At 64.1% G+C, this 25,382-nt stretch carries 28 protein-coding genes; 8 read left to right on the forward strand and 20 right to left on the reverse strand.

All coding sequences use genetic code 11. From position 1 onward, the window contains the following. Nucleotides 1–33: 33 nt before the first annotated feature. Complete coding sequence (gene rocF / locus VN934_00555; GenBank protein ID HXM17281.1) at nucleotides 34–942, forward strand: arginase; 909 nt, start codon at nucleotides 34–36, stop codon at nucleotides 940–942. Between the two features lie 47 nt (nucleotides 943–989). Beyond that, on the forward strand, nucleotides 990–1,328 hold the full coding sequence (locus tag VN934_00560) for a hypothetical protein (protein HXM17282.1): 339 nt from the start codon (nucleotides 990–992) through the stop codon (nucleotides 1,326–1,328). Here VN934_00560 and VN934_00565 read toward each other — a convergent pair. The 8 genes from VN934_00565 to VN934_00600 form a co-directional block, all read right to left on the reverse strand. Then, entirely contained in the window at nucleotides 1,325–2,062 is a 738-nt protein-coding gene (locus tag VN934_00565) for a metal-dependent hydrolase (protein ID HXM17283.1), read from the reverse strand. The genes VN934_00560 and VN934_00565 overlap by 4 nt on opposite strands. A gap of 2 nt (nucleotides 2,063–2,064) precedes the next feature. Next, nucleotides 2,065–2,802, reverse strand: coding sequence for an NAD-dependent deacylase (locus VN934_00570; protein HXM17284.1), 738 nt, complete (start codon nucleotides 2,800–2,802; stop codon nucleotides 2,065–2,067). Next, nucleotides 2,799–3,956, reverse strand: coding sequence for a tRNA epoxyqueuosine(34) reductase QueG (queG, locus tag VN934_00575; GenBank protein HXM17285.1), 1,158 nt, complete (start codon nucleotides 3,954–3,956; stop codon nucleotides 2,799–2,801). Before queG ends, VN934_00570 begins: the two co-directional genes overlap by 4 nt. Continuing rightward, nucleotides 3,953–4,699 (reverse strand): TonB family protein, encoded by a 747-nt coding sequence (locus tag VN934_00580; protein ID HXM17286.1) that lies wholly within the window; start codon nucleotides 4,697–4,699, stop codon nucleotides 3,953–3,955. The genes queG and VN934_00580 overlap by 4 nt, the downstream gene beginning before the upstream one ends. Nucleotides 4,700–4,859: 160 nt before the next feature. Further along, nucleotides 4,860–6,104, reverse strand: a complete 1,245-nt coding sequence (locus tag VN934_00585) for a hypothetical protein (protein ID HXM17287.1) — start codon at nucleotides 6,102–6,104, stop codon at nucleotides 4,860–4,862. A 138-nt stretch (nucleotides 6,105–6,242) separates the two neighbouring features. After that, the gene (locus VN934_00590; protein HXM17288.1) at nucleotides 6,243–7,553 is read right to left on the reverse strand and encodes a Glu/Leu/Phe/Val dehydrogenase; all 1,311 of its coding nucleotides are present in this window, start codon (nucleotides 7,551–7,553) and stop codon (nucleotides 6,243–6,245) included. 22 nt (nucleotides 7,554–7,575) lie between these two features. After that, a complete protein-coding gene (gene ychF, locus VN934_00595) occupies nucleotides 7,576–8,667 on the reverse strand; it encodes a redox-regulated ATPase YchF (protein ID HXM17289.1) in 1,092 nt (363 codons plus the stop codon). Beyond that, complete coding sequence (locus tag VN934_00600; GenBank protein ID HXM17290.1) at nucleotides 8,667–9,485, reverse strand: mechanosensitive ion channel domain-containing protein; 819 nt, start codon at nucleotides 9,483–9,485, stop codon at nucleotides 8,667–8,669. Before VN934_00600 ends, ychF begins: the two co-directional genes overlap by 1 nt. A gap of 108 nt (nucleotides 9,486–9,593) precedes the next feature. On the opposite strand from VN934_00600, the gene VN934_00605 reads away from it, so the two are divergent. Both VN934_00605 and VN934_00610 read left to right on the forward strand, forming a co-directional pair. Then, nucleotides 9,594–10,064, forward strand: coding sequence for a bifunctional nuclease family protein (locus tag VN934_00605; GenBank protein HXM17291.1), 471 nt, complete (start codon nucleotides 9,594–9,596; stop codon nucleotides 10,062–10,064). A gap of 15 nt (nucleotides 10,065–10,079) precedes the next feature. Continuing rightward, complete coding sequence (locus VN934_00610; GenBank protein HXM17292.1) at nucleotides 10,080–10,883, forward strand: S-methyl-5'-thioadenosine phosphorylase; 804 nt, start codon at nucleotides 10,080–10,082, stop codon at nucleotides 10,881–10,883. On the opposite strand, the gene VN934_00615 is transcribed toward VN934_00610, so the two are convergent. The 4 genes from VN934_00615 to VN934_00630 all read right to left on the reverse strand — a co-directional run bounded on the left by VN934_00615 (nucleotide 10,880) and on the right by VN934_00630 (nucleotide 15,805). Then, on the reverse strand, nucleotides 10,880–11,992 hold the full coding sequence (locus VN934_00615) for a hypothetical protein (GenBank protein ID HXM17293.1): 1,113 nt from the start codon (nucleotides 11,990–11,992) through the stop codon (nucleotides 10,880–10,882). The two genes, VN934_00610 and VN934_00615, sit on opposite strands and share 4 nt — an antisense overlap. Before the next feature lie 76 nt (nucleotides 11,993–12,068). Then, nucleotides 12,069–12,758 carry a dTMP kinase gene (tmk, locus tag VN934_00620; GenBank protein HXM17294.1) on the reverse strand — a complete coding sequence of 230 codons (690 nt, stop codon included), beginning with the start codon at nucleotides 12,756–12,758 and terminating at the stop codon, nucleotides 12,069–12,071. Beyond that, a complete protein-coding gene (locus VN934_00625) occupies nucleotides 12,695–14,293 on the reverse strand; it encodes a R3H domain-containing nucleic acid-binding protein (GenBank protein ID HXM17295.1) in 1,599 nt (532 codons plus the stop codon). Before VN934_00625 ends, tmk begins: the two co-directional genes overlap by 64 nt. Continuing rightward, the gene (locus VN934_00630; protein ID HXM17296.1) at nucleotides 14,294–15,805 is read right to left on the reverse strand and encodes an aminotransferase class I/II-fold pyridoxal phosphate-dependent enzyme; all 1,512 of its coding nucleotides are present in this window, start codon (nucleotides 15,803–15,805) and stop codon (nucleotides 14,294–14,296) included. A 240-nt stretch (nucleotides 15,806–16,045) separates the two neighbouring features. On the opposite strand from VN934_00630, the gene VN934_00635 reads away from it, so the two are divergent. After that, entirely contained in the window at nucleotides 16,046–17,026 is a 981-nt protein-coding gene (locus tag VN934_00635) for an NAD(P)H-quinone oxidoreductase (protein HXM17297.1), read from the forward strand. Nucleotides 17,027–17,157: 131 nt separating this feature from the next. Beyond that, the gene (locus VN934_00640) at nucleotides 17,158–17,739 is read left to right on the forward strand and encodes a hypothetical protein (GenBank protein HXM17298.1); all 582 of its coding nucleotides are present in this window, start codon (nucleotides 17,158–17,160) and stop codon (nucleotides 17,737–17,739) included. Between the two features lie 64 nt (nucleotides 17,740–17,803). Here the strand turns inward: VN934_00640 and VN934_00645 are convergent, their stop codons facing one another. The 8 genes from VN934_00645 to VN934_00680 all read right to left on the reverse strand — a co-directional run bounded on the left by VN934_00645 (nucleotide 17,804) and on the right by VN934_00680 (nucleotide 23,541). Next, entirely contained in the window at nucleotides 17,804–18,433 is a 630-nt protein-coding gene (locus tag VN934_00645) for an MOSC N-terminal beta barrel domain-containing protein (GenBank protein ID HXM17299.1), read from the reverse strand. Nucleotides 18,434–18,435: 2 nt separating this feature from the next. After that, nucleotides 18,436–19,188 (reverse strand): dienelactone hydrolase family protein, encoded by a 753-nt coding sequence (locus tag VN934_00650; protein ID HXM17300.1) that lies wholly within the window; start codon nucleotides 19,186–19,188, stop codon nucleotides 18,436–18,438. A gap of 5 nt (nucleotides 19,189–19,193) precedes the next feature. After that, nucleotides 19,194–19,724 (reverse strand): HNH endonuclease, encoded by a 531-nt coding sequence (locus VN934_00655; protein ID HXM17301.1) that lies wholly within the window; start codon nucleotides 19,722–19,724, stop codon nucleotides 19,194–19,196. An 8-nt stretch (nucleotides 19,725–19,732) separates the two neighbouring features. Next, entirely contained in the window at nucleotides 19,733–20,083 is a 351-nt protein-coding gene (locus VN934_00660; protein HXM17302.1) for a hypothetical protein, read from the reverse strand. A 90-nt stretch (nucleotides 20,084–20,173) separates the two neighbouring features. Continuing rightward, nucleotides 20,174–20,761 (reverse strand): pyridoxal 5'-phosphate synthase glutaminase subunit PdxT, encoded by a 588-nt coding sequence (gene pdxT / locus VN934_00665; GenBank protein ID HXM17303.1) that lies wholly within the window; start codon nucleotides 20,759–20,761, stop codon nucleotides 20,174–20,176. 11 nt (nucleotides 20,762–20,772) lie between these two features. Then, nucleotides 20,773–21,678 carry a pyridoxal 5'-phosphate synthase lyase subunit PdxS gene (pdxS, locus tag VN934_00670; protein HXM17304.1) on the reverse strand — a complete coding sequence of 302 codons (906 nt, stop codon included), beginning with the start codon at nucleotides 21,676–21,678 and terminating at the stop codon, nucleotides 20,773–20,775. A gap of 102 nt (nucleotides 21,679–21,780) precedes the next feature. Then, nucleotides 21,781–22,335 (reverse strand): hypothetical protein, encoded by a 555-nt coding sequence (locus VN934_00675; GenBank protein HXM17305.1) that lies wholly within the window; start codon nucleotides 22,333–22,335, stop codon nucleotides 21,781–21,783. A gap of 72 nt (nucleotides 22,336–22,407) precedes the next feature. Further along, on the reverse strand, nucleotides 22,408–23,541 hold the full coding sequence (locus tag VN934_00680) for a type IV pilus twitching motility protein PilT (GenBank protein HXM17306.1): 1,134 nt from the start codon (nucleotides 23,539–23,541) through the stop codon (nucleotides 22,408–22,410). Between the two features lie 153 nt (nucleotides 23,542–23,694). Here VN934_00680 and ispE point away from each other — a divergent pair, with 153 nt between their 5' ends. Beyond that, nucleotides 23,695–24,585: a 4-(cytidine 5'-diphospho)-2-C-methyl-D-erythritol kinase gene (gene ispE, locus VN934_00685; protein ID HXM17307.1), complete on the forward strand. Its 891-nt coding sequence runs from the start codon at nucleotides 23,695–23,697 to the stop codon at nucleotides 24,583–24,585. Nucleotides 24,586–24,588: 3 nt separating this feature from the next. Continuing rightward, a complete protein-coding gene (locus VN934_00690) occupies nucleotides 24,589–25,377 on the forward strand; it encodes a nucleotidyltransferase family protein (GenBank protein ID HXM17308.1) in 789 nt (262 codons plus the stop codon). The last annotated feature ends 5 nt before the right edge of the window (nucleotides 25,378–25,382 follow it).

Raw genomic sequence — 25,382 nt, forward strand, 5'->3', positions numbered from 1 at the left:
CCTGGTGCATCGCGAACGAGACGGCCGGTCCAAATGATACACGTCACCAGCATCGATCTCATCGGCGTTCCGATCGACTATGGCGCCGGGCGCCACGGCGTGCGTCTCGGACCCGATGCCGTGCGCGAAGCGAACCTCCAAAAGAACCTCGAAGCCCTCAAACTGCACGTGCGCGACCAAGGCAACGTCGCGGTGCCGCAATCCGAAGGCGACGAACCCAGCGGACGGGGCCACGCGAACCATCTCGCATCGGTTCGCGCCGCATGCAGCGCGACTGCCGATGCCGTCGAACGCTCGCTGCGCGATGGCGCGTTCCCAGTCGTCCTCGGCGGCGATCATTCGATGGCGATCGGCGTGCTCGCCGGGATCGCCCGCGTCAAGGGGCCGAGCGGCGTGATCTGGATCGACGCGCACGCCGACGTCAACACGCCGGCCACAAGTCCGACCGGCAACATCCACGGCATGTCGATGGCGGTCGCGCTCGGATACGCGGCCGATCTCTTCCCCCCGTCGGTTTTTCCGACGCCCTCGGTCGATGCCGGCAGATGCGCCTTCGTGGGTCTGCGCGATCTCGACGCAGGCGAGCGCGCGTTCCTGCGCGAGCACGGCGTGCTGTGCTTCACGATGACCGACATCGACCGGCTAGGCATGGCGAAGGTCATGGATCAGGCGATCGAACGCGCTGCGCGCGGACCTTCGGGCGCGCATGTCAGTGTCGACATCGACTCGCTCGACCCCGCCCTCGCACCGGGAACGGGCACGCCGGTTCAAGGCGGTCTCACCTACCGCGAGGCGCACCTCGCCATGGAGTTGATCGCCGAGAGCGGCGTCGCGAACTCGCTGGAACTCGCCGAGGTCAATCCGATCCTCGACGAACACAATCAGACGGCGCGGGTCGCCATGGAGCTTATCTGCTCGGCGCTCGGCAAGAGCATACTGTAGCCTGGTAACTCAGGTTCCGCTAAACATCCTAAGGTAGAATGAAGGTTATGACAGACCAATCGAACGCCTCGTACGGGCGGCTCCACGTATGGGGTCTTACCGTCGCCAGCGGCGCCGCGGCTTTGCTCATGGGGCTGCTCGCGCTCCCGCTACATCTGTTGAAGCACGTGCACGAGATGCGCGAACCGATGATGCGCGGGCCCATGGGCACACCCCCTGGGATGGGCTACCCGCCACAAGGTGTGATGGAGCCCCACACGTGGCATGCCGGCGGCGGGATCGGGTTGCTCGTGGTCGGACTCATCCTGCTTGCGGTGTGGGGAGGCATAGCGGGCGCCGTGGTGGCCGCGGTCTACAACGCGCTGTTGCCGAAGAGCAAAGCCTAAACCGCAACCGTCCGTTTGAGCTGACCCGTCAGCGTTTCGCCAGGCCTCAGATCAATGATATTGAGGCCTGCGATGTCTTTGGTCAACTCGCGCAGCCGCTCGGGCGTTCCGGTGAGAATGGGGAACGTGCCGTAATGCATCGGAATGACGTTCTTGACGCCGAGCAGGCGTATCGCGTAGGCGCCTTGCAGCGGATCCATCGTGTAGAAGTCCCCGATAGGCAGCAGCGCGAGATCGGGTTTGTACAGCTCCCCGATGATCTTCATGTCGCCGAACACGCAGGTATCTCCGGCGTGATAGATGCTCACGCCGTTTTCGAATCTCACGACGTACCCGGCCGCTTCGCCGCCGTAGACGATGGTGTCGCCGTCTTGGATGCCGCAGCTGTGCACGGCGTGCGTCATGGTGACCTTCATGCCGTCGTGCTCGAACGTGCCGCCTTTGTTGAATCCCGTGACTCGCTGCGCGCCCTTTTTGCTCAGCCAGGCGCCCGTCTCCAACATGCACAGGCACATCGGATTGTGTTTTTTGATCAAGGTCAAGGCGTCGCCGATGTGGTCCACGTGCCCATGCGTGATAAGCAGCGTGTCGACCTTGGCGGGATTCTTGAGCTTGGGCGGGCACGCCGGGTTCTGTTCGAGCCACGGGTCGATGATGACGTGTTTTCCGGACGGGGTTTTGATCGCGAAGGTCGCGTGACCGCAAAAGGTGAGCTCGAGCGTGCCCAAGTCCATGTCTAGATCCTTTCGACCACTAATGGCAGGAATGTCCCCGACGGCGCCCGGACGCAAACATCGCACAGCCCGGTGGCGGGAGTTTCTTCGGGATTCACCTCCACGATGAAGCCGCCTGCCGACTTGGCCACCTCCGCCAGGCCGGCAGCCGGGTGAACGACTGCGGAGGTGCCGGCGACGATGAGCACGTCGGCGCTTGCGACCGCCTCATATGCCTTCTCGAACACGCCTTCCGGCAGCGCCTCTCCGAACCAGACGATGTCCGGCCGCAGCATGGCGCCGCAGGCGCAGGTGGGAGGAAGCGCGCCTTCGAGCGGTGCCGGCACCCGCGCGTCGCAGCGCACGCAGCGCGCGCGACGAACGTTGCCGTGCAGTTCGATGACGTCGGGCGAACCGGCTCGCTCGTGCAATCCATCCACGTTTTGCGTCACGACAGTGAAGCGGGCGACGCGCTGCGCCATGGCGGCCAGCGCGTAGTGGCCGGGGTTTGGCTCAACGCCTGCCGCGCGCTGCAGGCGCTCGCGGTACCACTCCCACACGAGTCTGGGGTCGCGCGCGAACGCTTGCGGCGTTGCAAGATCCTCCGGGCGATGGTCGCGCCACAGCGCGCGTGGACCGCTGCGAAAGGTCGCGAGTCCGCTTTCAGCGGACACGCCGGCGCCGGTCAGCGCAGCGGCGCGGCGCGCGGCGCGCAGTTTGGCCGCGACGACGTCAGCCAGGGAGTTGAGCTGCGAAGTCACATCGAGTCGAGGGCGAGCTTTGCCTCTTCGCGCACGTGCGCGTCGCATTCGCGTGCGAGCAAGGCTTCAAGCGCGGTTCGCGCGGCGTTGCCGCCGAGCCGGCCGAGCGCCCATGCCGCATGGCCGCGCACGAGCGGCTTACGATCGCCGAGCGCTTCGACGAGCGGCGGCACGGCTTTTTGCTCGCTTGAGTTTCCCAGCGCCACCGCGGCGTTGCGCTGCAGCACGGCCTTGCCGCGCCAAGCCATGGCGGTCGGGCCGAACCATTCCCGGAATTGCGCCTTCGTCATCCGCAGCACGGCCGGCAGATCCATAGCGTTGCCGATGTGGGGCAGCGGCTTGAACGTATCGCTCTTGCGTCCACGCGCGGCCAGCGTTTTCCGCTCGTTCACCGGGCACACCGTCTGGCAATCATCGCAGCCCCACAGCCGGTTCCCGATCGCGGCGCGCAAGTCCCGAGGAATCGAGCCGCGCATCTGCGTGAGGTCGGAGATGCATTTGCGCCCGTCCACGCTGCCATCCGGACCGATCGCTCCGGTCGGGCACAGCGCGATGCATTCGGTGCAACGGCCGCAGTTCGTGCGCAGGGGCTCGTCGGGCGGCAACTCAAGGGTCGTGATCAGCTCGCCGAGCAGCACCCACGAACCGAACTCTTTGGTCAGCACGTTGCCGCTCTTGCCGAACCAGCCGATGCCCGCACGCACGGCGGCCGCCCGATCGACCATCGGCCCGGTGTCCACGCACGCAAGACAGCGCTCGCCTGGGAATTCTCGTTCGATGAAGCGAGCGAGTTGCCGTAAGCGGCCGGTGATGACGCGGTGGTAGTCGTTGCTCCACGCGTAGCTGGATACGGCTCCTCGAAGGCCCGGCTTCTTCGGGTCGTACGGCTCGACGTCGGTCAAGTATGAGGTAGCCGTGCACACGATCGACTTCGCGCCCGGCAGGCTTTGCGAAGGCGTGCAGTTGCGTTCGATGTCTTCATCCGGATAGTGCCAGTTGGCGAGCAGACCTTCTCGCACGCGCCGTTTGAACGTGCGCTCTTCGACGAGAAAGCGATCAGCCGCGCACACGCCTACCAGGTCGAAGCCGAGCTCCTTGGCGCGAGCGGTGACGAATGCTTTGGCTGTCTGTTTGATGCTTGAGCCGGAGCTCACGTGCTCGCGAGGCCGGATGGAAATTCGATGGTGCACTTGCCGTGCACCGGCAATCCGTTCAGGGTGGCCGGCGCGTAGGACGACTTGCGGGCGGCATCGAGTGCGGCCGAGTCAACCGAGGCGTCGCCAGAGGATTCGACGAGCTTGACGCTTTGCACCTGACCGTCAGGCCCGACTTCGACCTCGACGCGGGCGCGCCGGCTGCTGATGCCGCCGCCGCCCGCCGAGGTCGCGAGAACGATGAGGCGCGGTGGATTGTCGTCGCCCCACTGGATCGAACCGGCGAGGCGCGCTTGGTCGGCCCCGCTATCGGATTGGGCGGTTTCTGTCGACTTGTTCTGACCCGGCAACGGAATAACGTTGGTGGCTGCCGGGCTGTCGGGCGCGGCGGTCGGACTGGGCGGCGCGGCCACCTTCAACGAGAGCATGCTGGTGCGCCGAGCCGGGGTGCGAATGCTGTGCCGCGCTCCTGATCCGCCCATCTCCAAATATTTCATGGGCGCGAGTTTGGCGATCGTCCGCTTCACCACGAGCGGTGGCGGCGTCGGCGTCGGGGTCGGAAGCACGAAGGCGAGCTTTCCGCGCGAGAGCGTGACGATGGAGAAGCCTTGTTCGGGCACGTCCGGGGTGCGCCACATCGGCGCGAGTTTCGTCAGCGTCGGACCCATGACGAAGTGGACCGCCATCGAGATGAACAGAAAGACCGCAAAACCGATGATCACCCGGCGTCGAAAACGCGGCATACTGCCGGGTGCTGTTGGTATGAAACCCGCTGCAGATCTGGATGTGGATTGGGGCATCGTGATCGTATCACCCCAGTCTTCCGAACCGGCGGTCGGAACGCGGCTTTTAGGGGATAGTAGGTTCCAGGAGGGCTTGCGAGTCGCCTTTGAGGCGAACGGGCTAGAACTCGGTCGCCTCGCTGTCCCCGCTGTTGAAGAATGAGAAGTCCCAGATGTGCTTGGGGAAGGTGAAATCGGACAGACTGTACGTCAACGCCTCATAGGCGGTCACCTTCTTCGCCAAACCGCCGCCTGTGTGCACGATCGAGTCGGTCGACTCGCGGTCCATCAACCAGTAGCCGTTGACGATCGTGTACGAGACCTCCCACGTGAGGCTTGACGCCAGGCCTTGCGGAAAGATCCCGGCAGAGCGCAGCTTGCGCGGCACGAACGCCTGCGTATCGATCCAAATGTCGCGCAGCCGGTAGTGGCCCGGATCGTGCACCGGGCGCAGCACGAGGTGATACGCGTAACGGGCGGCATATGGCTCGATGCCGGCAAGCGTGACCTCATAATCTTGCGCGAACGCCTCGATTCGGCCCAGCGTGCGGATGTCCGTGGCTTCGGGTTCGGGCGTCGGAAACAGCGACGGCAGGATCTCTCCGGGCGGGCGCAGTCCGAATGAGTACAGCGGCGAGATCTGCGGCACGCCGAACGGCTCCTCGTGGTTTTGGCTGTGCCCCGGATGGAAGCGCAGTCCGAAGATCGTGATGTCGGTGCCGTACGGGTTCTCCGGCTTATTGGTGCTGGCGAACGGAATCGTGTGGGTGGCAACGATATCGTCGCGCGTGCGCACGATCGACTGGAAGGATTCAGCGAAGGGTTTGCTGCCGATCGTCGCCCGGACGTTGACCACGAACGAGATGAAGGGCGGGTAGCGCAACGATTGCAGCAGCACGCGCGTGCGGCGGAGGATCTCTGGGCCGGACATGAACGTTCCGGCTGGCGGCGAAGAGGCGCGCGTCAGATCGAGACTGCCGATAGCGTTTTCGGGCTCGGTGGTGAAACGAGCGATCCGCTCCGTGAGCGCTTTGGGACATGACGCCGGCGCGTTGACGGTGCGCACGTTGAGGACGAGTTCGTACGTGGTCGATGGCTGCAGCGACGGAACTTTCAGTTTGCCCAGCGCGGCGGGCTGGCCGCCCAGATACACCGTCGCCCCGCTGTCGTCGGTTTGGGCGACGGAGTGCGCGAGGTCGTTCGCCTTCAGGCGCAGTCGCTGACCGGTCAGCGAGACGAGCTCGGCGCTTTGGACGATCGCGAAGTTGTTCGCGTCCGTCGCGAGCGTCAGCGAACCCGCATGATACGCGGCATCGGTCGAGCCTTCGTCGGGTGAGATGAGCCGGATACCGGGCTGCGTCGCCACAAATGACGCATCGCAACCGGCCGCGCGCGCGCGGTCCGGCTCGCTGGCCCTGCCTAGGATGAGGGCGAACAGCGCAGCGAGCGCCGCGCCGGCGAGGTATCGGTGGAGAACGACGATGCTTATCCTTGTGCCTGGGCGTTAAGCGTAGATGCCCCGAGTCATGTAGCAGTCGACGACGCGCCTGATCGCCACCATATATGCGGCCTGGCGCAGCGGCACCTTGTAATCCAGCGAGATCTGCCACACTGCGTCGAAATTCTCGCGCATCACGTCGTTGAGCCGCTCGTTGACTTCCTTCTCTTTCCAGTAATAACCCATCTTGTCTTGAACCCACTCGAAGTAGGAGACGGTCACTCCGCCGGCGTTGGCCAGAATGTCGGGAATGATGATCACGCCCGCATCCGACAGGATCTTGTGCGCCTCAGGCGTGGTCGGGCCGTTCGCCCCTTCCGCGATGAGCCGGGCCTTGATCTTCTTGGCGTTCCTCTCGGTGATCTGATTCTCTATCGCGGCCGGCACCAGGATGTCGCAGTCCAGTTCGAGCAGCGCCTCGTTGTTCACGCGCTCGGCTCCCGGAAAGCCCTCCAGGCTGTGCCTTTCGCTCTTCGCGATGTATTCGATAGCGGCGTTCGGTTCGATGCCCTGCGGATTGTGGATGCCGCCGAACTGATCGCTGAGTCCGACGATCTGGGCGCCACGCTCGTGCAGCAGTTTGGCCGAAATCGATCCGACGTTTCCAAAGCCCTGCACCACGACGCGTTGGCCTTTGAGCGCCTTGCCCATCTTCTCGAGCGCGTGGTCGACGCAGATGGTCACGCCGCGGCCGGTGGCTTCGACGCGACCACGCGAGCCGCCGATGCAGAAGGGCTTACCCGTGACCACGCCGGGCGTGTGCGCGCGCAAGTGCATCGAGACCGTGTCCATGATCCATGCCATGGTTTGCGCATTGGTGCCGACATCGGGCGCGGGTACGTCCTTGTCGGGTCCGATGATCTCGATGATCTCGGCTGCGTAGCGACGCGTGAGCCGCTCGAGTTCTCCCAGTGACAGCCGCGAAGGATCGCACGTCACGCCGCCCTTGCCGCCGCCGAAGGGCAGATCCACGACCGCGCACTTCCACGTCATCCAGAACGCCAGCGCCGTGACTTCATCCAGCGACACGTCCGGGTGATAGCGGATGCCGCCTTTGGCCGGGCCGCGCGCGAAATTGTATTGCACTCTGTAGCCCGTGAACACCTCGAACTCGCCGTTGTCGCGCTGGAACGGGATAGAGATGATCACCTGACGCGAAGGGTGCGTGAGGATGCGGCGCACCGTCTTGCCGATGTCCAGGCGGTCGGCCGCTTCGTTGAAGTACGCGATCGCTTCGCCGAAGACCGAGGCTTCGTGCGCATAGCGCTCTTTGGTCTGCAGCGTATCGCTCGGCTGGTTGTCGACCTTGGTTGCCATGGGAGTCTCCGAAATCGCTTTCTTAGACGTTGAAGCGGAAAGTGACGACGTCGCCTTCTTGCATGAGGTAATCGCGCCCCTCGACGCGCAGCAGGCCTGCGTCTTTGACCGCGGCAAGATTGCGCAGCCGGGCCAGATCGTCGAACGAGGCGATCTCCGCGCGTATGAAGCCGCGTTCGAGATCGCTGTGGATCTTGCCGGCGGCCTGCGGCGCTTTCGTGCCTCGTTCGATGGTCCAGGCGCGTGTTTCTTTTTCGCCTGCGGTGAGAAAGGTCATCAGATTGAGGAGCCGGTAGGCGCCGACGATCAGGCGGTCGAGGCCGCTTTGCTCCACTCCCAACTCTTTTGCAAGTGCGCTCGCCTCGTCACGCGGCAGCGCCGCGAGCTCGGCTTCGAGCTTTGCGCAGACGACGATGCATTCGGCCCCCTGGGATTGCGCGAACTTCCGCACTGCTGCGACGCGCTCCGATTCCTTGGTGAGGCCCGATTCATCGACGTTCGCGACGTAGAGAACGGGCTTTGCGGTGAGCAAAGTCAGTTCCTTTGCAAGGGACACCTCGAGCTCGCCGGCAGCCGCGATCCGAGCGGTCGTGCCTTCGTTCAATGCAGCGCTCAGCTTTTCGAGCGCGGCGACCTCCGGGGCGAGCTTAGGATCTGCCTTGGCGCGCGGTCTCGATTTTTCGAGCCGGCGTTCCACCGCTGCGAGGTCGGCGAGCGCGAGTTCGGTGTTGATGATCTCGATATCGTGCAGCGGATCCGGCGAATCTTCGACGTGCGCGACGTTCTCATCTTCGAAGCAGCGAACGACCGTGACGATCGCGTCGACTTCGCGGATGTGCGAAAGAAACGCGTTGCCGAGGCCTTCGCCCTTGGATGCGCCGCGGACAAGCCCGGCGATGTCCACGAACGTGGTGGTGGACGGCACGATCTTCTTGCTGCGAAAGATCTCGGCGAGCACGGCGAGCCGCGCGTCCGGGACCGGCACGATGCCGAGGTTCGGTTCGATCGTGCAGAACGGGTAGTTCGAGGCCGCGACGCTGCTGCTCGTGATGGCATTGAAGAGCGTCGACTTGCCGACGTTGGGCAAGCCGACGATGCCGGCTGCGAGTGACATTACTCGGGCGAGTTGCCCGGCAGCCAGCCGGCGGCTTGCAAACCCGCCGCGAGCCGCTCGCGCACCAAGGCCTCCGCGACGTCGACCCCGGCGCGCGCCGCGTAGAACTCGATCCCGAACGTCGCGCGATCGGCTTGCACGTCTTCGACCATCACGGAGACGCCATCGGCTGAGATGTCAGCGCCGCTCACAGCGCGGCCGACGATCTCGGCGATCTTCGCTCGCATGCTCGCGATGTCGGCCCGCAGCGGGATGCTGATCGTGATGTGCGCGCGCTTCGGCAGACGGCTCGAGTTCACGATATAGAGGATGTTGCCGTTCGGGATCGTGACCGCACGGCCTTGCTCGTCGACGATGACGGTGGTGCGCAGGCTGATGGCCTCGACGGTGCCGGCGATGCTGCTGTTGACCGTCGTGATGACTTGGATGCGGTCGCCCACCTGGAATTGATCTTCCATCAGAAAGGAGAAGCCCGTCAGCAGGTCGCGCACCAGGGTCTGCGCCCCGAAGGCGAGCACCGCGGTGATGACGCCTGCGGACCAGACCGCCGGGACGACGTCGACCGACCAGATGTTGAGCACCAGCAGGAGCAGCGCGACGAGGACGACGGCGCGCAGTATCGATTTGACGAGGTTGGCGTATGTCGCGACGCGCGGGATGTAGCGCGCGACGAAGCGGCGCGCGAAAAAGCGGTCGACGACCGCCACGCCGAGTCGCCACAGCAGAAAGGCCGCAACGATTGCGATCGCTGTTGCGTAGACATGGTTGAGCAGGTCGTGGAACTGGGCGGGCGTGAGGCTCGCGAACGTCACAGACACGGCGCGCGCCTTTCTGCCCCTGTTCCAGACGGTCCTGCGCTGCGTCACATAACGATAGGAACCGCCAATTTTCTGCGCGAAGGCCGAAAGCGATTTCACATGCGGCAAATGAAGGTTGACAAACTCGGCATCGACTTGCTGACGCACGATCCGGTCGTGATCCTGAAGGACCTGGAGGGCAAGCGCTACCTTCCGATCCTCATCGGCCCGTTCGAGGCCACTGCTATCCAGCTCGCGCTCGAAGCACAGCCCGTGCCGCGCCCGCTGTCGCACGACCTGATGAAATCCATCCTCGACGGACTGAACGCGAAATTGACCAAGATCGTCATCCACGACATCAAAGACAGCACGTTCTACGCCAAGCTGGTGGTCGAGGCAGCCGGAGAAGATCAAGAGATCGATGCCCGGCCTTCGGATTGCATCGCGCTCGCTCTGCGCGCGAACGCGCCGATCTACGTCTCGGACAAGATCGTCCTCGAGGAATCGGTGTACGACAAGAAAGCGGAAGAAGAGGAGATGCAGCGCTTCAAAAAATACATCGAGAGCCTCAAGCCCAGCGATTTTCGTTCGGAATCTTAAGCGTCGGGAGATTCGTTGAAGGACTCAGCTGAGATCGGGGTCTTCGGAGGCTCCGGGTTCTACTCGCTGCTCGAAGGCATGCGTGAGGCTAAGATCGAGACGCCTTACGGCTCGCCGAGCGACGCGCTTGCGCTGGGGGAGATCGGCAGCCGCAAGGTCGCCTTCTTGCCGCGGCACGGGAAAGCGCACTCGCTGCCGCCGCACATGATCAACTATCGCGCCAATCTGTGGGCGATGAAATCGCTCGGGGTCACGCGCATCATCGGGCCGACCGCTGCAGGCTCGTTGAAGGCATACGTGAAGCCCGGCGACTTCGTCGTGTCCGATCAGTTGGTGGACAGAACCACCGGACGCAAGGACACGTTCTACGACGGACCTGTCACGACGCACGTATCGTTCGCGCATCCGTACTGCCCGCAGGTGCGGGCGCTCGCCATCGAGACCATCAGGGGTCTCAAGATCCCCGTTCACGAGCGCGGCACGGTCGTGACGATCCAGGGACCACGTTTTTCGACGATTGCGGAGAGCCGCTGGTTTTCTGCAGCGGGCTGGGAAGTGATCAACATGACCCAGTACCCTGAGGCGTACCTGGCGCGCGAGCTGGAGATGTGCTACGCGAACATCTCGCTCATCACCGATTACGACGTCGGGCTGGAAGGGCAGTCCGGCATCGAGCCGGTGACGCACGAAGGCGTGATCGCCGTATTCAAAGCCAACAACGAGCACGTGAAAAAGGTCATCAACACGATGGTCGAGCGCATGCCCAACGAGCGTACCTGCACGTGCGGCTCCGCCCTGACCGGCGCCCGTATCGGCTAGCGAACTCCATCCGCGCGCAGTTGGATCTGCAGCCAGCCCAGGATCGCGCTCGGCGCGACGTTAGTGGTGGAGTTCAATCGTTCGGCTTCGTTGATCGCTGCGATGGCGGAGGCCGGGCGCTCGTGCGCGCGCGCGCCAAGCGCCGCGATGGTCTTCTTGTACTCGGGCGCGCTTTCGCGGTCGAACGCCAATCGCTCGCCGCCGAGTGCGGTCACCATCAGGTCGCGCGCGGTGATGCGCGCCTGGCGCAGGATGTCATCGAGTTGCCCGCGCGCAGCCTCTCGGTCGTCTTTTTCGAGCGGGGGTATCGGCGGCAGCGCCTGCGGCGTTCTCAAGCAGGCCAGAAACCAGTCGCGTGCCGCCTGCCGTAGACCTGCCGCTCCTTCATCGAGCTCTTCGATGGCGTGCCCAAGGCTGCCGAGGGACCGCGCCGCGATCGTCGCGGCACGCGTCTTGTTCTGCCCGTAGTGCCGGACGAGCTGCTCCGCGATGTCCTTTTCACCCAGCAGATCGAAGCGGATGGCGACCGTGCGCGAGCGGATCGTCTCGATGATGCTTTCTGCGCGCTCGGCCGTGATGAGAAACAGTTTGCCCGGATCCGGCTCTTCGAGCTGTTTGAGCAGAACGTTGTAGGCCTCGATTTTTGTCACGTTTTCGAAATCCGGCACGATGGTGATGAGGCGCCCGCCCTCGTAGCTCTTCATCTCCATGAGCGAGATGATGCGCCGGCTGGCCTCGATGCCGAAGTCGCTCGTCTTGCGCTCGGGGGTGCCGGCCAGTGCATCGGCTTCGTGGATGAAATCCTCGTCCACCACGATCAGATCGCCCGACGACCCGGCTATGCCGCGAATGCACGGTCCGCACGTTCCGCAGTAACCGAGAGGAAAGGATGTGGGGCGCTCGCAGTGCAGCGTCCAGGCCAACGCGTTGGCGAACGAGCGCTTGCCAACGCCACGCGGGCCGTGGAACAGGTAGGCGTGAGCGAGACCGCTCGGGCCGATGCGGCGGAAGTAGTCGACGACGTGGCGCTGCCCCGTGAACGGTTTCGGTGGCTCGACTTCGTGCGGCGGTGGCGGTGGCGCGAGTTCTGCGCTTTTCTTCTTCGGCATGTCGCCAGAGTTGGATAGCCGGAGCTAAAGCTCCGGCACTACACCCGAGCTTCGCTCGGGTCGCTACATCAGGGGGTTAGCGGGATTGCCAGCGGGAGAGCACGACTTCGCGCACTTGGGACGCGATCTCGTCCGCCGGAAGCGACCCTTCTAAGACGATGAAACGTCCGCCCTCCGCAACGGCCACTTTGCGATAGCCCTCGGCCACGCGACTGTGGAACTCCGTGCTCTCGCGCTCCATTCGATCGCCGAAGCCGGGACGGATGTGCAGCCGCTCGCGCGACAGTTCGGTGGAGATGTTCAGCAGGAAGGTGACGTCGGGCGCGAGCCCGCGTGCCGCGAACCTCGTGATCCGCATGATCGTGTCCACGGGGATCCCGCGGCCGAATCCTTGATACGCAAGCGTCGCATCCCAGAAGCGATCGCACACGACCAGACGCCCCTCGGCCAGAGCCGGCTCGATCACCTTGTCCACCAATTCTGCGCGGGAGGAGCTCAGCAATAAGGTCTCCGCTTCGGGCGAGATCTGCCCGAGCGGATCGATCAGCAGCTCGCGGAGTTTCTCTCCCAGCGGCGTGCCGCCGGGCTCGCGCGTGAAGATGAACGGAATGGTGGTCTGCGCGAGGTATTCGTGAAGCAGCTTCACCTGGGTGGACTTGCCCGCGCCTTCGATGCCTTCGAAAGTGACGAACAGCCCAGATGTTATTGGAACGACTCCTTGAACAGACGCACGCGGCGATTGGGCTCGGCACCGGTGGAGCGCGATTGCAGCTGATACTTCTCAGCCATTTGGTGCTGCAAGCGGCGTATGTAGGAAGATTGGGGCGAAAGCTCCACCGGGCGGCTGTGCAGCATCACTTGATACACCGCCTCCTCGGCCTCGCGCAGCGCCAATTCCTCGTCGTCCGTGCTGGGCAGCTCGTACAGGTCGCGCAGGCAATTCGTGATCTGCGACGTCGTATTCGTCTTGAGCGCATACACCGGGATGTTCTGCGCGGCGACGTCTTTGAGTTTGCCGTGATCGCGGCGCTCGAGCGCCTTGAGCGTGAGCACCACGTCGGCGTCATCCCACTGGCGCACCACTGCAGCGGACACGCGCAGGTTGGAGACGGCGCGCTCGATCTTCGAGCGGCTCACGCCGTAGGGGAAGATCTTGACGACCTCACCGCCGGACTCGTCGTCGGTGTCGGCTTCCCCGTTCTCGGCGGCCGGCACGCGCTCGTAGAAGGATGACGGGTGTGACGGCTGATTGAAGCGCGGCTGAACCGTCTGCGCTTCGGCTTTCTGCACCACTTCGACGCCACCGCGTTCGGTGCGCACGCGGACCTCCGGTTTGGGCTGGTGGCCGCGCAGCATGGCGTCGACGACTTCCGCGACCGGGGAGTGCAGGGCCAGCCGATTGCGGTCCTGGATCTCGATGACGACGTCAAACGTCGGCGGCGCCTTGCGCTCCAAAACCGTCTTGCGCGTGCCGCGGCGTTTGGCTTCTTCGTCCGACAACGTCACCGCACCGACGCCGCCGATGAGATCGGACAAGGTCGGGTTCATCAAAAGGTTTTCGAGGTCGATGCCGTGCGCGGTCCCGATCAGCTGCACGCCGCGCTCGGCGATCGTGCGCGCCGCCATCGCTTCGGCTTCCGTGCCGATCTCGTCGATGACGATCACTTCCGGCATGTGGTTCTCGACCGCCTCGATCATGACCGCGTGCTGGTTCAGCGGCACATCCACTTGCATGCGCCGCGCATGCCCGATGCCGGCGTGCGGCACGTCGCCGTCGCCCGCGATCTCGTTGCTCGTGTCGACGATCACCACCCGCTTGCGCAGGTCGCCGGAAGAGAGCACGCGCGCGACCTCGCGCAGCATCGTCGTCTTGCCCACGCCGGGTTTGCCGAGCAGCAGTATCGACTTGCCCGAGCGCACGACGTCCAAGATGATGTCGATGGTGCCGTAGACCGCGCGCCCCACGCGGCTCGTCAGCCCGACGATCTTGCCACCGCGGTTGCGCAGGCATGAGATGCGGTGCAACGTCTGCTCGATGCCCGCTCGATTGTCTTTGCCGAACGCTCCGATCCGCCCGACGACGAACGCAAGGTCGTCGGGGTCTACGTGCGCCTGCGAGAGATAGCAGAAGTCATGCGGGAAACGCGCCTCAGGCAACCGTCCGAGGTCCAGGATCACTTCGATCAAATCATGGAGATTCGGGAGACGGACGAGCGCCTGGCGAGTCGCCGGCGGGAAGATGTCGAGGAGCGCGTAGAGTTCCCAGTCACCGCTTGCGTTCGCGGCAAGGTCCTCTTTCAACTAAATCGTCACCTCGGATGGATTTGGCAGCACGCGGATGGTTCGCAGTTTCGGGTCCACCGGTCCCTGGATGTGGACGCCGGCTTTGAGTTCCAACCGTAGGTACTCGATGATGTCGTTTGTGATCCGTTCCCCCGGACACAGAATCGGAATGCCGGGTGGATAAGGCGTCACCACCTCCGCGCATACTGAGCCCGCGCTTTTCTTGAAGGGGACTTCGACGTGGTCGCTCAGGAACGCCTCCCTCGGCGTGACCGCAAGTTCGGGAATCGGCGGCATCTGGTACGATTTCTTCTTCAGGCGATCTTCCAAGACGCCGGTCGGGGAGTAGATGTCGATGGGCCGGTCTTCGCGCGCCATCTCGCTGACCGCGTTGACGAGGCGGTCGATATGATCTTGGGTGGTGCCGATGCTGACGAGCGCCACCACGTTGAAGAGGTCGGCCAGCTCCACCTGGACGTTGTAGCGGTTGCGCAGGATCTGGTCGGCCTCGTAGCCGGTGTAGCCAAGTTTTTTGACCGTGATCACAATGCGGGTCTCATCGTAGCCGGCGATGCCGGGGCGGCCGATTTGGTCCGCGCCCATGCAGTAGATCCCCGCAATGGCGTTCAGCCGTTTTCGCGCCTGACGCGCCAGCGCGAGCGTGCCGCCGAGCAGCGCCTCGCCTTGCGTCGCCATCTGCATGCGGGCGACGTCCAGCGAAGCCAGCAAAACGAGATTGGGACTCGTGCTTTGAAAAATCCTGAGCGTGCTCTTCAGGCGGCCCTGATCGATGCGCGGCCCGCAGACGTGGATCATGGAGGCCTGACTCATGCCCGAGAGCAGCTTGTGCGTCGAGTTGACGCATGCGTCCGCGCCGATGGAGGTGGCCGAGGGCGGCAACTCCGGATGGAAGTGAAGGTGCGGCCCCCACGCCTCATCGACCAAGAACAGCTTATCGTGCTTGTGCGCGATCTCTTTGATCGCGGCAAGCTCCGCCGACGCGCCGTAGTATGTCGGACTCGTGATGAAGACGGCTTTGGCTTCGGGGTGTTCTTGCAGCGCCTTTTCCACCGTCAGCGGCGTGACGCAGTGATCGATGTGCAATTCCTCGTCGACTTCGGGCTGCATGTACACAGGACGAGCAGCGCTCATGATGAGCGCGCTGGTGGCGGACTTGTGGCTGTTGCGGGGCAGCAGGACGGTGTCGCCGGGCCGCAGCGCCGTCATGAGCATCGCTTGATTGCCGGCGGTTGAGCCGTTGACCAGGAAATAGGTGAAGTCGGCGCCCCAGGCGGCTGCGGCAAGCGCGTGCGCTTCCTTGAGGGGACCGGTAGGGTTAGCGAGATCATCGAGATTGCCGACCTGCGTGAGATCGATGGCAAGCACGTTATCGCCGATGAAATCGCGCATGAGCGGATGCATGCCGATGCCCTGCTTGTGGCCGGGCGTGTGGAACGGCGTCGTGCCGCTGGTAACGTAGTCTTGCAGCACGTCGAAATACGGCGTTCGGCGCTGATTGAGTCGAGGCACGGTATTGGACTCCTGTCGCGAAATGTAGGCCTGAGGCTTTAGCCCCGGTTTCACGGCGTGCGAAAGAGCCCGGGGTTTACCAGAATTCCCAGAAGTGCCGGCAAGCGGGGAGCAGCCGGTGGAGTTGCTCAAGACAGGTCGCGCGAGCCATTGATGGATTGTTTTCTTCGCCTGGCTTTACGAACCTGTATGGCTATGTAGTGCCGGGGCTTTAGCCCCGGCAGTGAGAACCGAAACTGGATGAAGGCCCTTCGCATCACCCAACCGGGCGGCCCCGAAGTTCTTGAAGTCGCCGAGGTTCCGACCCCCGCGCCGGGCGCCGGACAGATCTTGGTGCGCGTTCGCGCAGCCGGCCTGAATCGCGCCGACCTTCTGCAGCGCCGAGGGCACTATCCCGCGCCGCCGGGTTGGCCCCAAGACATCCCCGGCATGGAATACGGCGGTGAGATCGCGGCGTTGGGAGCGGGCGTGACGGACTTGCGCGTCGGTCAACGCGTGTTCGGGCTCGCGGGAGGCGGCGCGCAGGCCGAATACCTCGTGGTGCCTGCAGTGCTGGCGCTCCCCACTCCGGACAGCCTGAGCGATATAGAAGGCGGCGCGATTCCCGAGGCGTACATCACGGCGCATGACGCGCTGTACACGCAGGGTTCGCTCCAGCCGGGCGAACGGGTGCTCATCCATGCGGTTGGTTCCGGTGTGGGCATCGCTGCGTTGCAGATCGCGAAGGCCGCCGGTTGCCCCGTCCTCGGTACGTCGCGCTCCGCCGACAAACTCGCGCGCGCCCGAGCTCTCGGTCTGGATGTGCGCATCGACGCCGTGAAGGAATCGTTCGATGTCGCCACCATCCGCGCGACCGACGGCAGAGGGGCCGCTCTCATCATCGATTTCATCGGCGCCGAGTACTTGGAACGCAACCTGAACGCACTCGCCCTCAAAGGTAGGATCGTCTTCGTATCGACGCTTTCAGGCCAGCATGCGTCGTTGCCGATCGGAACCGTGATGGCCAAACGCGCGCGGCTCATCGGCACGATGCTGCGCGGCCGCTCGCTGGATGAAAAAGCAGCCGCTTCGCGTGCGTTCGCGGAACACGTGCTCCCGCTGCTGGCGCGCGCGGCGATCAAGGTGCCGATCGACAAAGTGTTTCCGCTCGAGCAGGCGCCCGAAGCGCATCGCTATATGGAAGAAAACCGCAACTTCGGCAAGGTCGTGTTCACCGTATAGGAACCGCTCGCTCGCCTGCAACGCGCGCCGCATTAAGTCGCGATGAGCGACCTTGTTTCTCAGACTGCTCCCAGCGCTTCGTAAGGTTGCGACGATACACTGGTGACATGAGAAACTCAATCTTAGCCCTTGTGAGCGCGGTACTTGTGGCCACGGTCGGCATTTCGACGGTGCAGCCGGCCAAGGCCGATAACGCTGCGACCACTCGGGCCATCATCCTCGGCGCGGCGGCGCTCGTGGCAGGCGTCGCCGTCAGCGCGAACGTCGCGCACAAACGCCAAGTCGCGAACACGGTGGTCGGCTACCTCCAGGACGGCAGCACGGTGTATCAGGACGGCCACGTGGTCTCTCCGAACGGCCAGAGCTACTATCCGAGCCAATACGGGCAAACGGTCGCGTGCAGCAACCAGACGTGCTACCTCAACGGCGGCAACGGCAACGGGCCTTACTACGGCTACAACGGCAATAACCCTTACGGCAACAATCAATACGGCAACAATCAATACGGCAATAATAATGGGCAACCGCCGTTCGGACTCGCCGGCCAGGGTCCGTACTACGCCAACGGCAACGCCAACGGAAACCAGGGGAACGCCTGCCCCAACAACGGCTATAACAACGGCTACAACAACAACTATAACAATGGCTATAACAACGGCTACGGCAGCCAGAGCGCCGATCGCGGCAAGCGGCATCGCGTAGCCAACCGCTAAACCTTCTTCGCGCACCTCGTCAGGGACGAACCTGTGCCCGGCAGCCTGGTTCGTCCCTTTCGTTTTACGTTTTGCGGAAAGCGTCGCCTTCGGTGACCGCGCCGGGCGTGATCACGCCGCAATACATGCCGAAGTCTTGTCCATGGCGCTCCGTCAAGAAGCGCAGCAAAGCCGGCTCGGCAACGCTTGTGTCGGGATCGAGGGTCGGCAGCACGCAGCGCTCGCACGGCTCGATCGCTTCAAGCACCACGCTGCCCACGATGAAGCGCGAGCCCGGCCACCGCAGTTCCGCGAACGGCTCGAGATCAGCGCCATCGAGCACGATGTTCGGGCGGAAGCGTCGCATGTCGATCTCTTTGCCGTATTCTTCCGAGAGCGCGCGCAGCGTCGGCAGGCAGGTGACGAGCACGTCGCGCGCGTCGTGATTGCTGCCATCGGTCGCTTCGCGCACCGAAAAGCTTCGCCCGAGCTTGGCGCCGAGCGCATCGAAATCGACACCGGGACCCGGGATCGGCAGCATCGCCGGGAGTACCCTGGCGGAGAGCACTTTACCGCGCCGTTGCGATGAGGGCTCCTCGTCGATCAGGGCGTAGCGGCGGTCGTCCACCATTCCGCCTGCCGCAAAGTCGGCCGACGTCACGCGCTCGCCGCGCAGCGACTTGACGGGATAGCGCCAGAGCTGTTCGACTCGCACGGCTAACGCGGCGCGTGGGCGAAGATCAGCAAGAACTTCTCCACGGCGGCCCAGTTCTCGGCCGCGCCCTGTGGATCTTCAGCGCCGTCCAGCGTTGACGAGCCGTGAATGCCTGCCGTTTTCGGGATGAATTGAACGGCCGGACGCACCGCGATCACATCGAGGATCTGCTTCGCATGGGCAATCTCGACCGGGTCTTTCGCCTGCGTGATGAACACCGGGACCTTGAGGTTGCGCGCCGCATTGCGGACGAGGTGCTTGTCGGAGTCGAAGTATTCTCCAGGCGAAAACGCGAGCACCCCGGCGACGGCCGCCCGATGCCTGTCGGTCACGACGAAGACCAGCGCCGCCGAATAGCTGCTGCCCCACAACAACACCGTGCGCGCATGACCCTTCGCCCACCCAAGCGCGGCCTCCATGTCCGGGATGGATTCCAGGTAGCCGGCCTTTCGTCCGAAGCCGGCTGCGGTCTGATTCGTCGAATGGAAATCGTCGCCGCCGGAGCGCAGGTCGACTGCCAGGCAGGCAAATCCGTCATGCTTCAAGCGCGGGGCGATCGACGCGTATTCGGCTTTGTTCGAGCCGGCGCGGTGAAAGAGCACGATGATGGAAGCTTTTGGATCCTTCGCCTGATAGAAATCGGCGAAAACGCGCACGCCGTCGGCGGCCTTGAACGTGACGCCTTGTTTCGCGGCCGCAGCCAGAGGCGCGCCGGCCAGAACAGCGAGCAGCAACAGGGTCAGCGCGCGCGTCACGCGGCTTAAGCCTCGACGCGCTCTTCGATCGAAACGTCGTACAAGAATAGGAACTTGTACCACTCGCCCGGCACGGTGTGGCGTTTGATCTGGATCCATGGGATGTACTTCGGCCGCCGCGGTTTGCGCAGGAGACGCAGGTTCGCATCGTGCGGCGAGCGATTGTTCTTCCGATTATTGCAGGTCAGGCAGGCGCAGACGAGGTTCTCCCACGTTGACGGACCGCCCACGCTCTTCGGCATGACGTGATCGACCGTCATCGGACCTTCACCCTTGCCGCCGCAATATTGGCACCGATAGTCGTCGCGCAAGAGCACGTTCTTCTTGGTCAGGGCCACTTCTTGACGCGGCCTGCGGATGTAGTACAGCATGCGGATGATGGACGGCATGCGCATCGCGAACGTCGCCGAATGCAGGCTGCGCTCGTGCTGATGCAGCACCTCCGCTTTGCCCGCGAAGATGAGCTTCACCGCGCGCTGCAATGAGGTGACATTGAGCGCTTCGTACGTGGCGTTGAGGACGAGTACGTCGGTCATGCTCGAAATCAGCCCGTCTTCATCACGTAGTCGACTTGCAGTTGCGTCAGCATCCCTTCGATGGCGAGCCGCTCGTCTCGCGACAACACCTTGCCGACGGCTGCCAGCAGCGCATTCGCGGCATCGATGGCGACCTTCGCGTCGCCGAGATTCAGCGCGTCCTTGCCGGCCCGCTCGCTTCCCGGATCCGCAGGCAGCGGCGTCGCCAAATGCGCGGCGGCAGCCTCGACCAGGAGCATGAGCATGGTGAAAGACAGCACGTGCACCGAAGGCGGCCCTTCGGTCGCCTTCGCTTGCTCGCCGGAAACCTGCGCCTGAGGGGCAGAACCTTCAGGTCCTGCTGCCTCATTTATCTCCACGCTCATCGCAAGAAACTACCGTCCCCGCTAGACGTTGGGCACACGGGGGGAGGCTGCCCTGCTTGGGTGGGGGGAACGGACTTAAAAGTGCTACCGGCGTGCAGCCGAGACCATCTCCATGAACAGCTTGTGGATACGCACGTCGTCGGTCAATTCAGGATGGAATGACGTGCCGAGCAGGTTGCCCTGGCGCACCATGACGCCCTTGCCGTCGAGGCTCGCGAGAATCTTCGCTTTGCCCCACGCCGATTCGATCCATGGCGCGCGGATGAACACCCCCGGGAACGGTTTGCCGTCCAAACCTTCGACGTCGAGCGCCACTTCCGCGCTTTCGATCTGACGCCCGAAGGCATTGCGCTTCACTTCGATGTCGAGCATGCCCAAGGTCGGCTGTTTGGAGCCGACGATCTTATCCGACATCACGATCATGCCCATGCACGTGCCCCACATCGGCATGCCCTTCGCCACCCGATCGTGTAGAGGCTTGGCGAGACCGAAACGGTCCAGCATGGCGCCCACGGTCGTCGATTCGCCGCCGGGCACGATCAAGCCGTCGACCTTCTTCAGTTCTTGCGGCGTCTTCACGCGCGTGGCGGTGACTTTGCAGCGCTCCAGCGCGAGGAGGTGCTCCTCGACGTCGCCCTGCAGCGCCAGCACTCCGATCGTCGGCGTCGGCATGTTATGCCGCCCTACCATCCCCTGCCGGCGAGCAGTTGCTCTTTCGGGATCTGGCTGATCTCCAAACCGTGCATCGGCGCGCCCAACTCTTTGCTCACTTCGAGCACGACCTTAGGATCGTCGAAGTAGTGGGTCGCCTCCACGATCGCCTTGGCGGTCTTGGCGGGATTCGCGCTCTTGAAGATGCCCGAGCCGACGAAAACGCCCTCGCTGCCGAGTTGCATGCACAGCGCGGCATCGGCGGGTGTCGCGATCCCGCCGGCCACGAACGTCACCACCGGCAAACGGCCATGCTCGGCGACGTCGCGCACGATCTCGACCGGGGCGCCCAGCTCTTTGGCGTTGGCGACGAACTCTTCTTCGGAGAGCGTGGTGAGGCGGCGGATCTCGCTCGTGACCGAGCGCAAGTGCCGGATGGCTTCCACGATGTTGCCCGAGCCGGCCTCGCCCTTGGTGCGGATCATCGCTGCGCCTTCGGCGATGCGCCGCAGCGCCTCGCCGAGATTCCGCGCTCCGCACACGAACGGCACCGTGAAGGGCCGCTTGTCGATATGATACTGTTCGTCTGCCGGCGTGAGCACTTCGCTCTCGTCGATGAAGTCGATGCCTAACGCCTCGAGCACTTGAGCCTCGACGAAATGCCCGATGCGCGTTTTCGCCATGACCGGAATCGTGACCGCATCCATGATGCGCTGGACCACGTCGATCGCTGCCATGCGGGCGACGCCGCCTTCTTTGCGGATATCGGCGGGCACGCGCTCGAGCGCCATGACGGCGACGGCGCCCGCTTCTTGGGCGATGATCGCCTGCTCGGGCGTGGTGACGTCCATGATGACGCCGCCTTTGAGCATCTGCGCAAGGCCGCGCTTGACTTTCTCGGTGCCTTTTTGTTTCGGCGTGGGTGCGGGCGTGGGCATGACGATGGGACCTCCGTCTTTTGAGTTCGTACGAACCACGGTATCAGAAGTACCTAGCTGAGCGTAACCCCGGTGGGGACAATCGAGACGCTTTTGGGGGGTTTAGCCGCCCCCGCCCATCAGCGGGGCGGGCGTTATTTGGATGATCGGGGCGAAGGTGGGTTTCGGCGTGGACGACGCCGTGTTGCGCGGGCTCGGCGGCGCCGGGGATGGGGTCGGCGTGGAGCGGCTCACGACCACTTTCACCGACGGAGTCGCCTGGATGGCCGTGGCCGCTGCGCTTGGCGACGGCGTGATTTTCGGCTGGTCCTGCGGCGTCGGAGTTCCCACGGAAAGGACGCGCGCGGTCGGCGATGGATCGGGCTCCGATGAGCCTTTCGGAAAGATCACTCGGCCCTCGCCGGGGATCTCGACGGCATGCATCGCGCCGCCGGCGCTGCTGCCGGTGGCCAGCACGGTGGGGACGGCGGTCGGCATGACTTCGGTTTGCGCCATGGAGCGCGAGAGCAACGCGACTCCGATGAGCCTCCCGACGCCTACCGACAGCACGAGCGTTAAGGCCGCCGCCACCAGGACGATCGGCCAGAAGAACTTGTTCCGTGTTTGGGCGGGGCGCGTCTGGATCTCCGCGCCTTCTGAGGGTTTTTTGTCCTTCATCGGAGACGCATGTATTCGCGCCGGCAGGGGCTCGACCGTGCCGACCAGGCGTTCGTTTTTCCTCGCGGCGGATTAAAAGGTCGCTGAACCCTGCAGATCCGCGCCGCTCGTGATGTGTCCCTCGATCGCCAAGCGGAATTCTGTGGGACGGTCGGCCTTCGAGTAGGCTTCTTTTTCCGAGACGAGTCCGCTCTGGTAGAGATCGATGAGCGACTGCGTGAAGGTCTGCATGCCTTCCATCCGCCCGAGCGACAAGTAGCCGTACATCTCGCTGAACTTGCCTTCCATGATGAGGCTCTTGATGGTCGGCGTCGCGATAAGGACTTCGATGGCGGGCACTCGTCCGGAGCCGTCCAGGCGCGCGAGCAAGCGCTGCGAGACAATGCCCCGCAGCGACGTCGCCAACTGTACCATGAACATCTTGCGGTTGGCTTCGGGCAGCGCGTCCATGATGCGCTCGAGGGCCTGGGTCGTGTTCTGCGTGTGGAGGGTCGAGAGCACGAGATGGCCCGTCTCCGCGGCGGTGAGCGCGGTGATGATGCTTTCCGGGTCGCGCATTTCGCCGATGAGGATGACATCCGGGTCTTGGCGCAGCGCTTGTTTCAACGCCACCGTGTACGACTCGGTGTCGATGCCGACTTCGCGTTGTGAGATGATCGACATCTTGTCCACGTGGATGTATTCGATCGGGTCTTCGATCGTCACGATGTGTCGGCGCTGCGTCGAGTTGATCAGGTCGATCATCGCGGCAAGCGTGGTGGATTTGCCGGTGCCGGTCGCACCGGTCAGCAAGATGATACCGTCCGGCTGCTGGCACAGTTCTCGAAGCGAAGCCGGCAGACGCAGCTCTTCGAAGCTCGGAATGTCGAGCCGCACGGTTCTGAACGCCGCGCTGATCGTGCCGCGCTGGAAATACGCGTTGACGCGGAAGCGTCCGTGGCCGTGCAGGCCGTACGCGTAGTCGATTTCCTTGGCCTCGAGGAATTCTTGTTGCTGCGGGCGCGTCATGGAAGAGAAAATGAGATTCTCGCACTCCGGCAGGGAGAGCGGCCGTTCGCTCAACGGCGTCAGTTTGCCGTGCACGCGCGCGATCGGCGGCGCTGCTGCTTTGAGGTGCAAGTCGGAAGCGCCCATGGCCAACATTTGGCGCAACAAGCTGTCGAGGTCCAGCGACTTCGCCGGACGGCCGTTAGGATTGTCAACCATGTCGAGATTTAGCTCCGAGGGTGGTGCTGAACCGGACCATAAGGGCCCAGCCTTACATCAATTATATCGGCCTTTTTCGCGGCTTTCGGGAGGACCATCTTAATTCTCCAGAGCGCCAAAGGACGCCCTTTTCGCCCGTGCGAAGGCCTCGCGGTGACTTCGCCGCTTGAGACCTTGACGCTCGCCGCGCGGGCCAAACTGAACCTGCGCCTCAAGATCTTCGGGCGCCGCCCCGGCGGGCTGCACGAGTTGTGTTCGCTCATGGCAGACTTGGCGCTGTCGGACGAAATGTCGGTCTTGCCGTCGACCGGCGGCCCCTTCTCTTTCGAATGCGAAGGCGCGCTCATCCCACAGCAAGAGAACCTGGCGTGGCGGGCCGCCAAGGCCCTTGGGGCGGACCTGTCCGGCTTACGAGTACGTCTGCGCAAGCGCATTCCGACGCAGGCCGGTCTCGGCGGCGGCAGCGCCGACGCGGCGGCGATGTTGCGCATCGTCGCGGAGCGGGCGCGAGAGCAGCAGCATGCGATCTCCGATGATGCGCTCGTGCGATTCGCCGCCCAACTCGGCTCTGACGTGGCCGCGTGTCTGTTCCCGGGCTTCAAGGTCGTCGAGGGGGCAGGCGAGCGCGTGCGTCCGCTCACAGTTCCGCCGCCGCCGTGGGGAATCGTGCTGCTCCAACCCGGCGTGCGGATAGCGACATCCAACGCCTACCGTCTCCTCGACGAGTCTCGCGGGGTCGACGTTCCCGGCCGCGAGGACGACGGCATCGATGCGCTCGCCTCGGCCCTGCGCGCCGCCGACTTCTCCCAGGCCTGCGCGTTGTTGCATAACGATTTTCAAACGGTGATCGCGGGAGCCTTTGCGCCGATCGCCGGCGCCGCCGATCGGCTGCGCGCCGCAGGCGCCGCTGCCACGTTGCTGTGCGGCAGCGGATCGTGCGTCGCCGGCTTCTTCGAAACGATAGAGGCGGCCCAGCGCGCGCACGCGACGCTGAGCCTCACACCGCAAGAGTGGTCCTGCGCGACGACCTTCGCCGATGCATAACGTGTGCTGACCGCGGTCGCGCTAGCGGGCGGCGTTCTCGAACCCGACTTCCGCGGCGCCGGTTACGACGTTCCCAATAAGGCGTACCTGCGCATAGGTGAAGAGACGATGCTTGAGCGCGTCTTGTCAGCGCTGCGCGGCGCGTCCTCGGTCCGTCGCATCCGATGCGTGACGCCGCCTGAAGCGTACGATGCGGAATTCGGCGAGCTTGGCTGGGAGCTGTGCGACGAGGTCGTCGAGCCGGGCGCGGGCTTGATCGACAGCTTGCTCGCCGGCTTTGCGGGTCTTGCGGACGATGAGCTCGTCCTCGTCGCTGCGACCGACATCCCGCTCGTCACGTCTAGCGCGATCGACGCGTTTGCCGAATCCGCGCTCGCGAAGGATTGCGACGTCGGCTACGGCTTCGTGAGCCGGGCATCGCACGAGCGAAAATATCCGCAGGTACGCCATACCTGGGTGCGGCTGCGCGAAGGCGTCTTTTGCGGTGCAGGGGTGAGCTTGCTTCGAGCCGGCTCGGCGTCGCGCATCGCAGCGATTCTGCAAAAGGTCGTGGCGTATCGCAAGTCGCCGTTGCGGCTTGCATCGCTGTTCTCTGTGGGACTCGTGCTGAAGGTGGCTCTGGGCTACGCGCACGTCGCCGACATCGAGCGCCGTGCGGACGAACTGACCGGGCTGCGCTGCCGCGGCGTGCTCTCGGATGACCCGGAGCTAGGCGTGAACGTCGACGAACTGTCCGACTTGCGCGCAGTCGAGGCTATCCTGGCCGGTTCCGATCAGCCCGCCCACCGATGAAGACC

Origin of the sequence: Candidatus Tumulicola sp. (assembly GCA_035601835.1) — a bacterium.
GTDB lineage: Bacteria > Vulcanimicrobiota > Vulcanimicrobiia > Eremiobacterales > Eremiobacteraceae > DATNNM01.

Coding starts and splice junctions, on each gene's coding strand:
- rocF (HXM17281.1), top strand. CDS start 34: ATGATACACGTCACCAGCATCGATCTCATCGGCGTTCCGATCGACTAT.
- VN934_00560 (HXM17282.1), top strand. CDS start 990: ATGACAGACCAATCGAACGCCTCGTACGGGCGGCTCCACGTATGGGGT.
- VN934_00565 (HXM17283.1), bottom strand. CDS start 2,062: ATGGACTTGGGCACGCTCGAGCTCACCTTTTGCGGTCACGCGACCTTC.
- VN934_00580 (HXM17286.1), bottom strand. CDS start 4,699: ATGCCGCGTTTTCGACGCCGGGTGATCATCGGTTTTGCGGTCTTTCTG.
- VN934_00590 (HXM17288.1), bottom strand. CDS start 7,553: ATGGCAACCAAGGTCGACAACCAGCCGAGCGATACGCTGCAGACCAAA.
- ychF (HXM17289.1), bottom strand. CDS start 8,667: ATGTCACTCGCAGCCGGCATCGTCGGCTTGCCCAACGTCGGCAAGTCG.
- VN934_00605 (HXM17291.1), top strand. CDS start 9,594: ATGAAGGTTGACAAACTCGGCATCGACTTGCTGACGCACGATCCGGTC.
- VN934_00615 (HXM17293.1), bottom strand. CDS start 11,992: ATGCCGAAGAAGAAAAGCGCAGAACTCGCGCCACCGCCACCGCCGCAC.
- VN934_00635 (HXM17297.1), top strand. CDS start 16,046: ATGAAGGCCCTTCGCATCACCCAACCGGGCGGCCCCGAAGTTCTTGAA.
- VN934_00655 (HXM17301.1), bottom strand. CDS start 19,724: ATGACCGACGTACTCGTCCTCAACGCCACGTACGAAGCGCTCAATGTC.
- pdxT (HXM17303.1), bottom strand. CDS start 20,761: ATGCCGACGCCGACGATCGGAGTGCTGGCGCTGCAGGGCGACGTCGAG.
- pdxS (HXM17304.1), bottom strand. CDS start 21,678: ATGCCCACGCCCGCACCCACGCCGAAACAAAAAGGCACCGAGAAAGTC.
- VN934_00675 (HXM17305.1), bottom strand. CDS start 22,335: ATGAAGGACAAAAAACCCTCAGAAGGCGCGGAGATCCAGACGCGCCCC.
- VN934_00680 (HXM17306.1), bottom strand. CDS start 23,541: ATGGTTGACAATCCTAACGGCCGTCCGGCGAAGTCGCTGGACCTCGAC.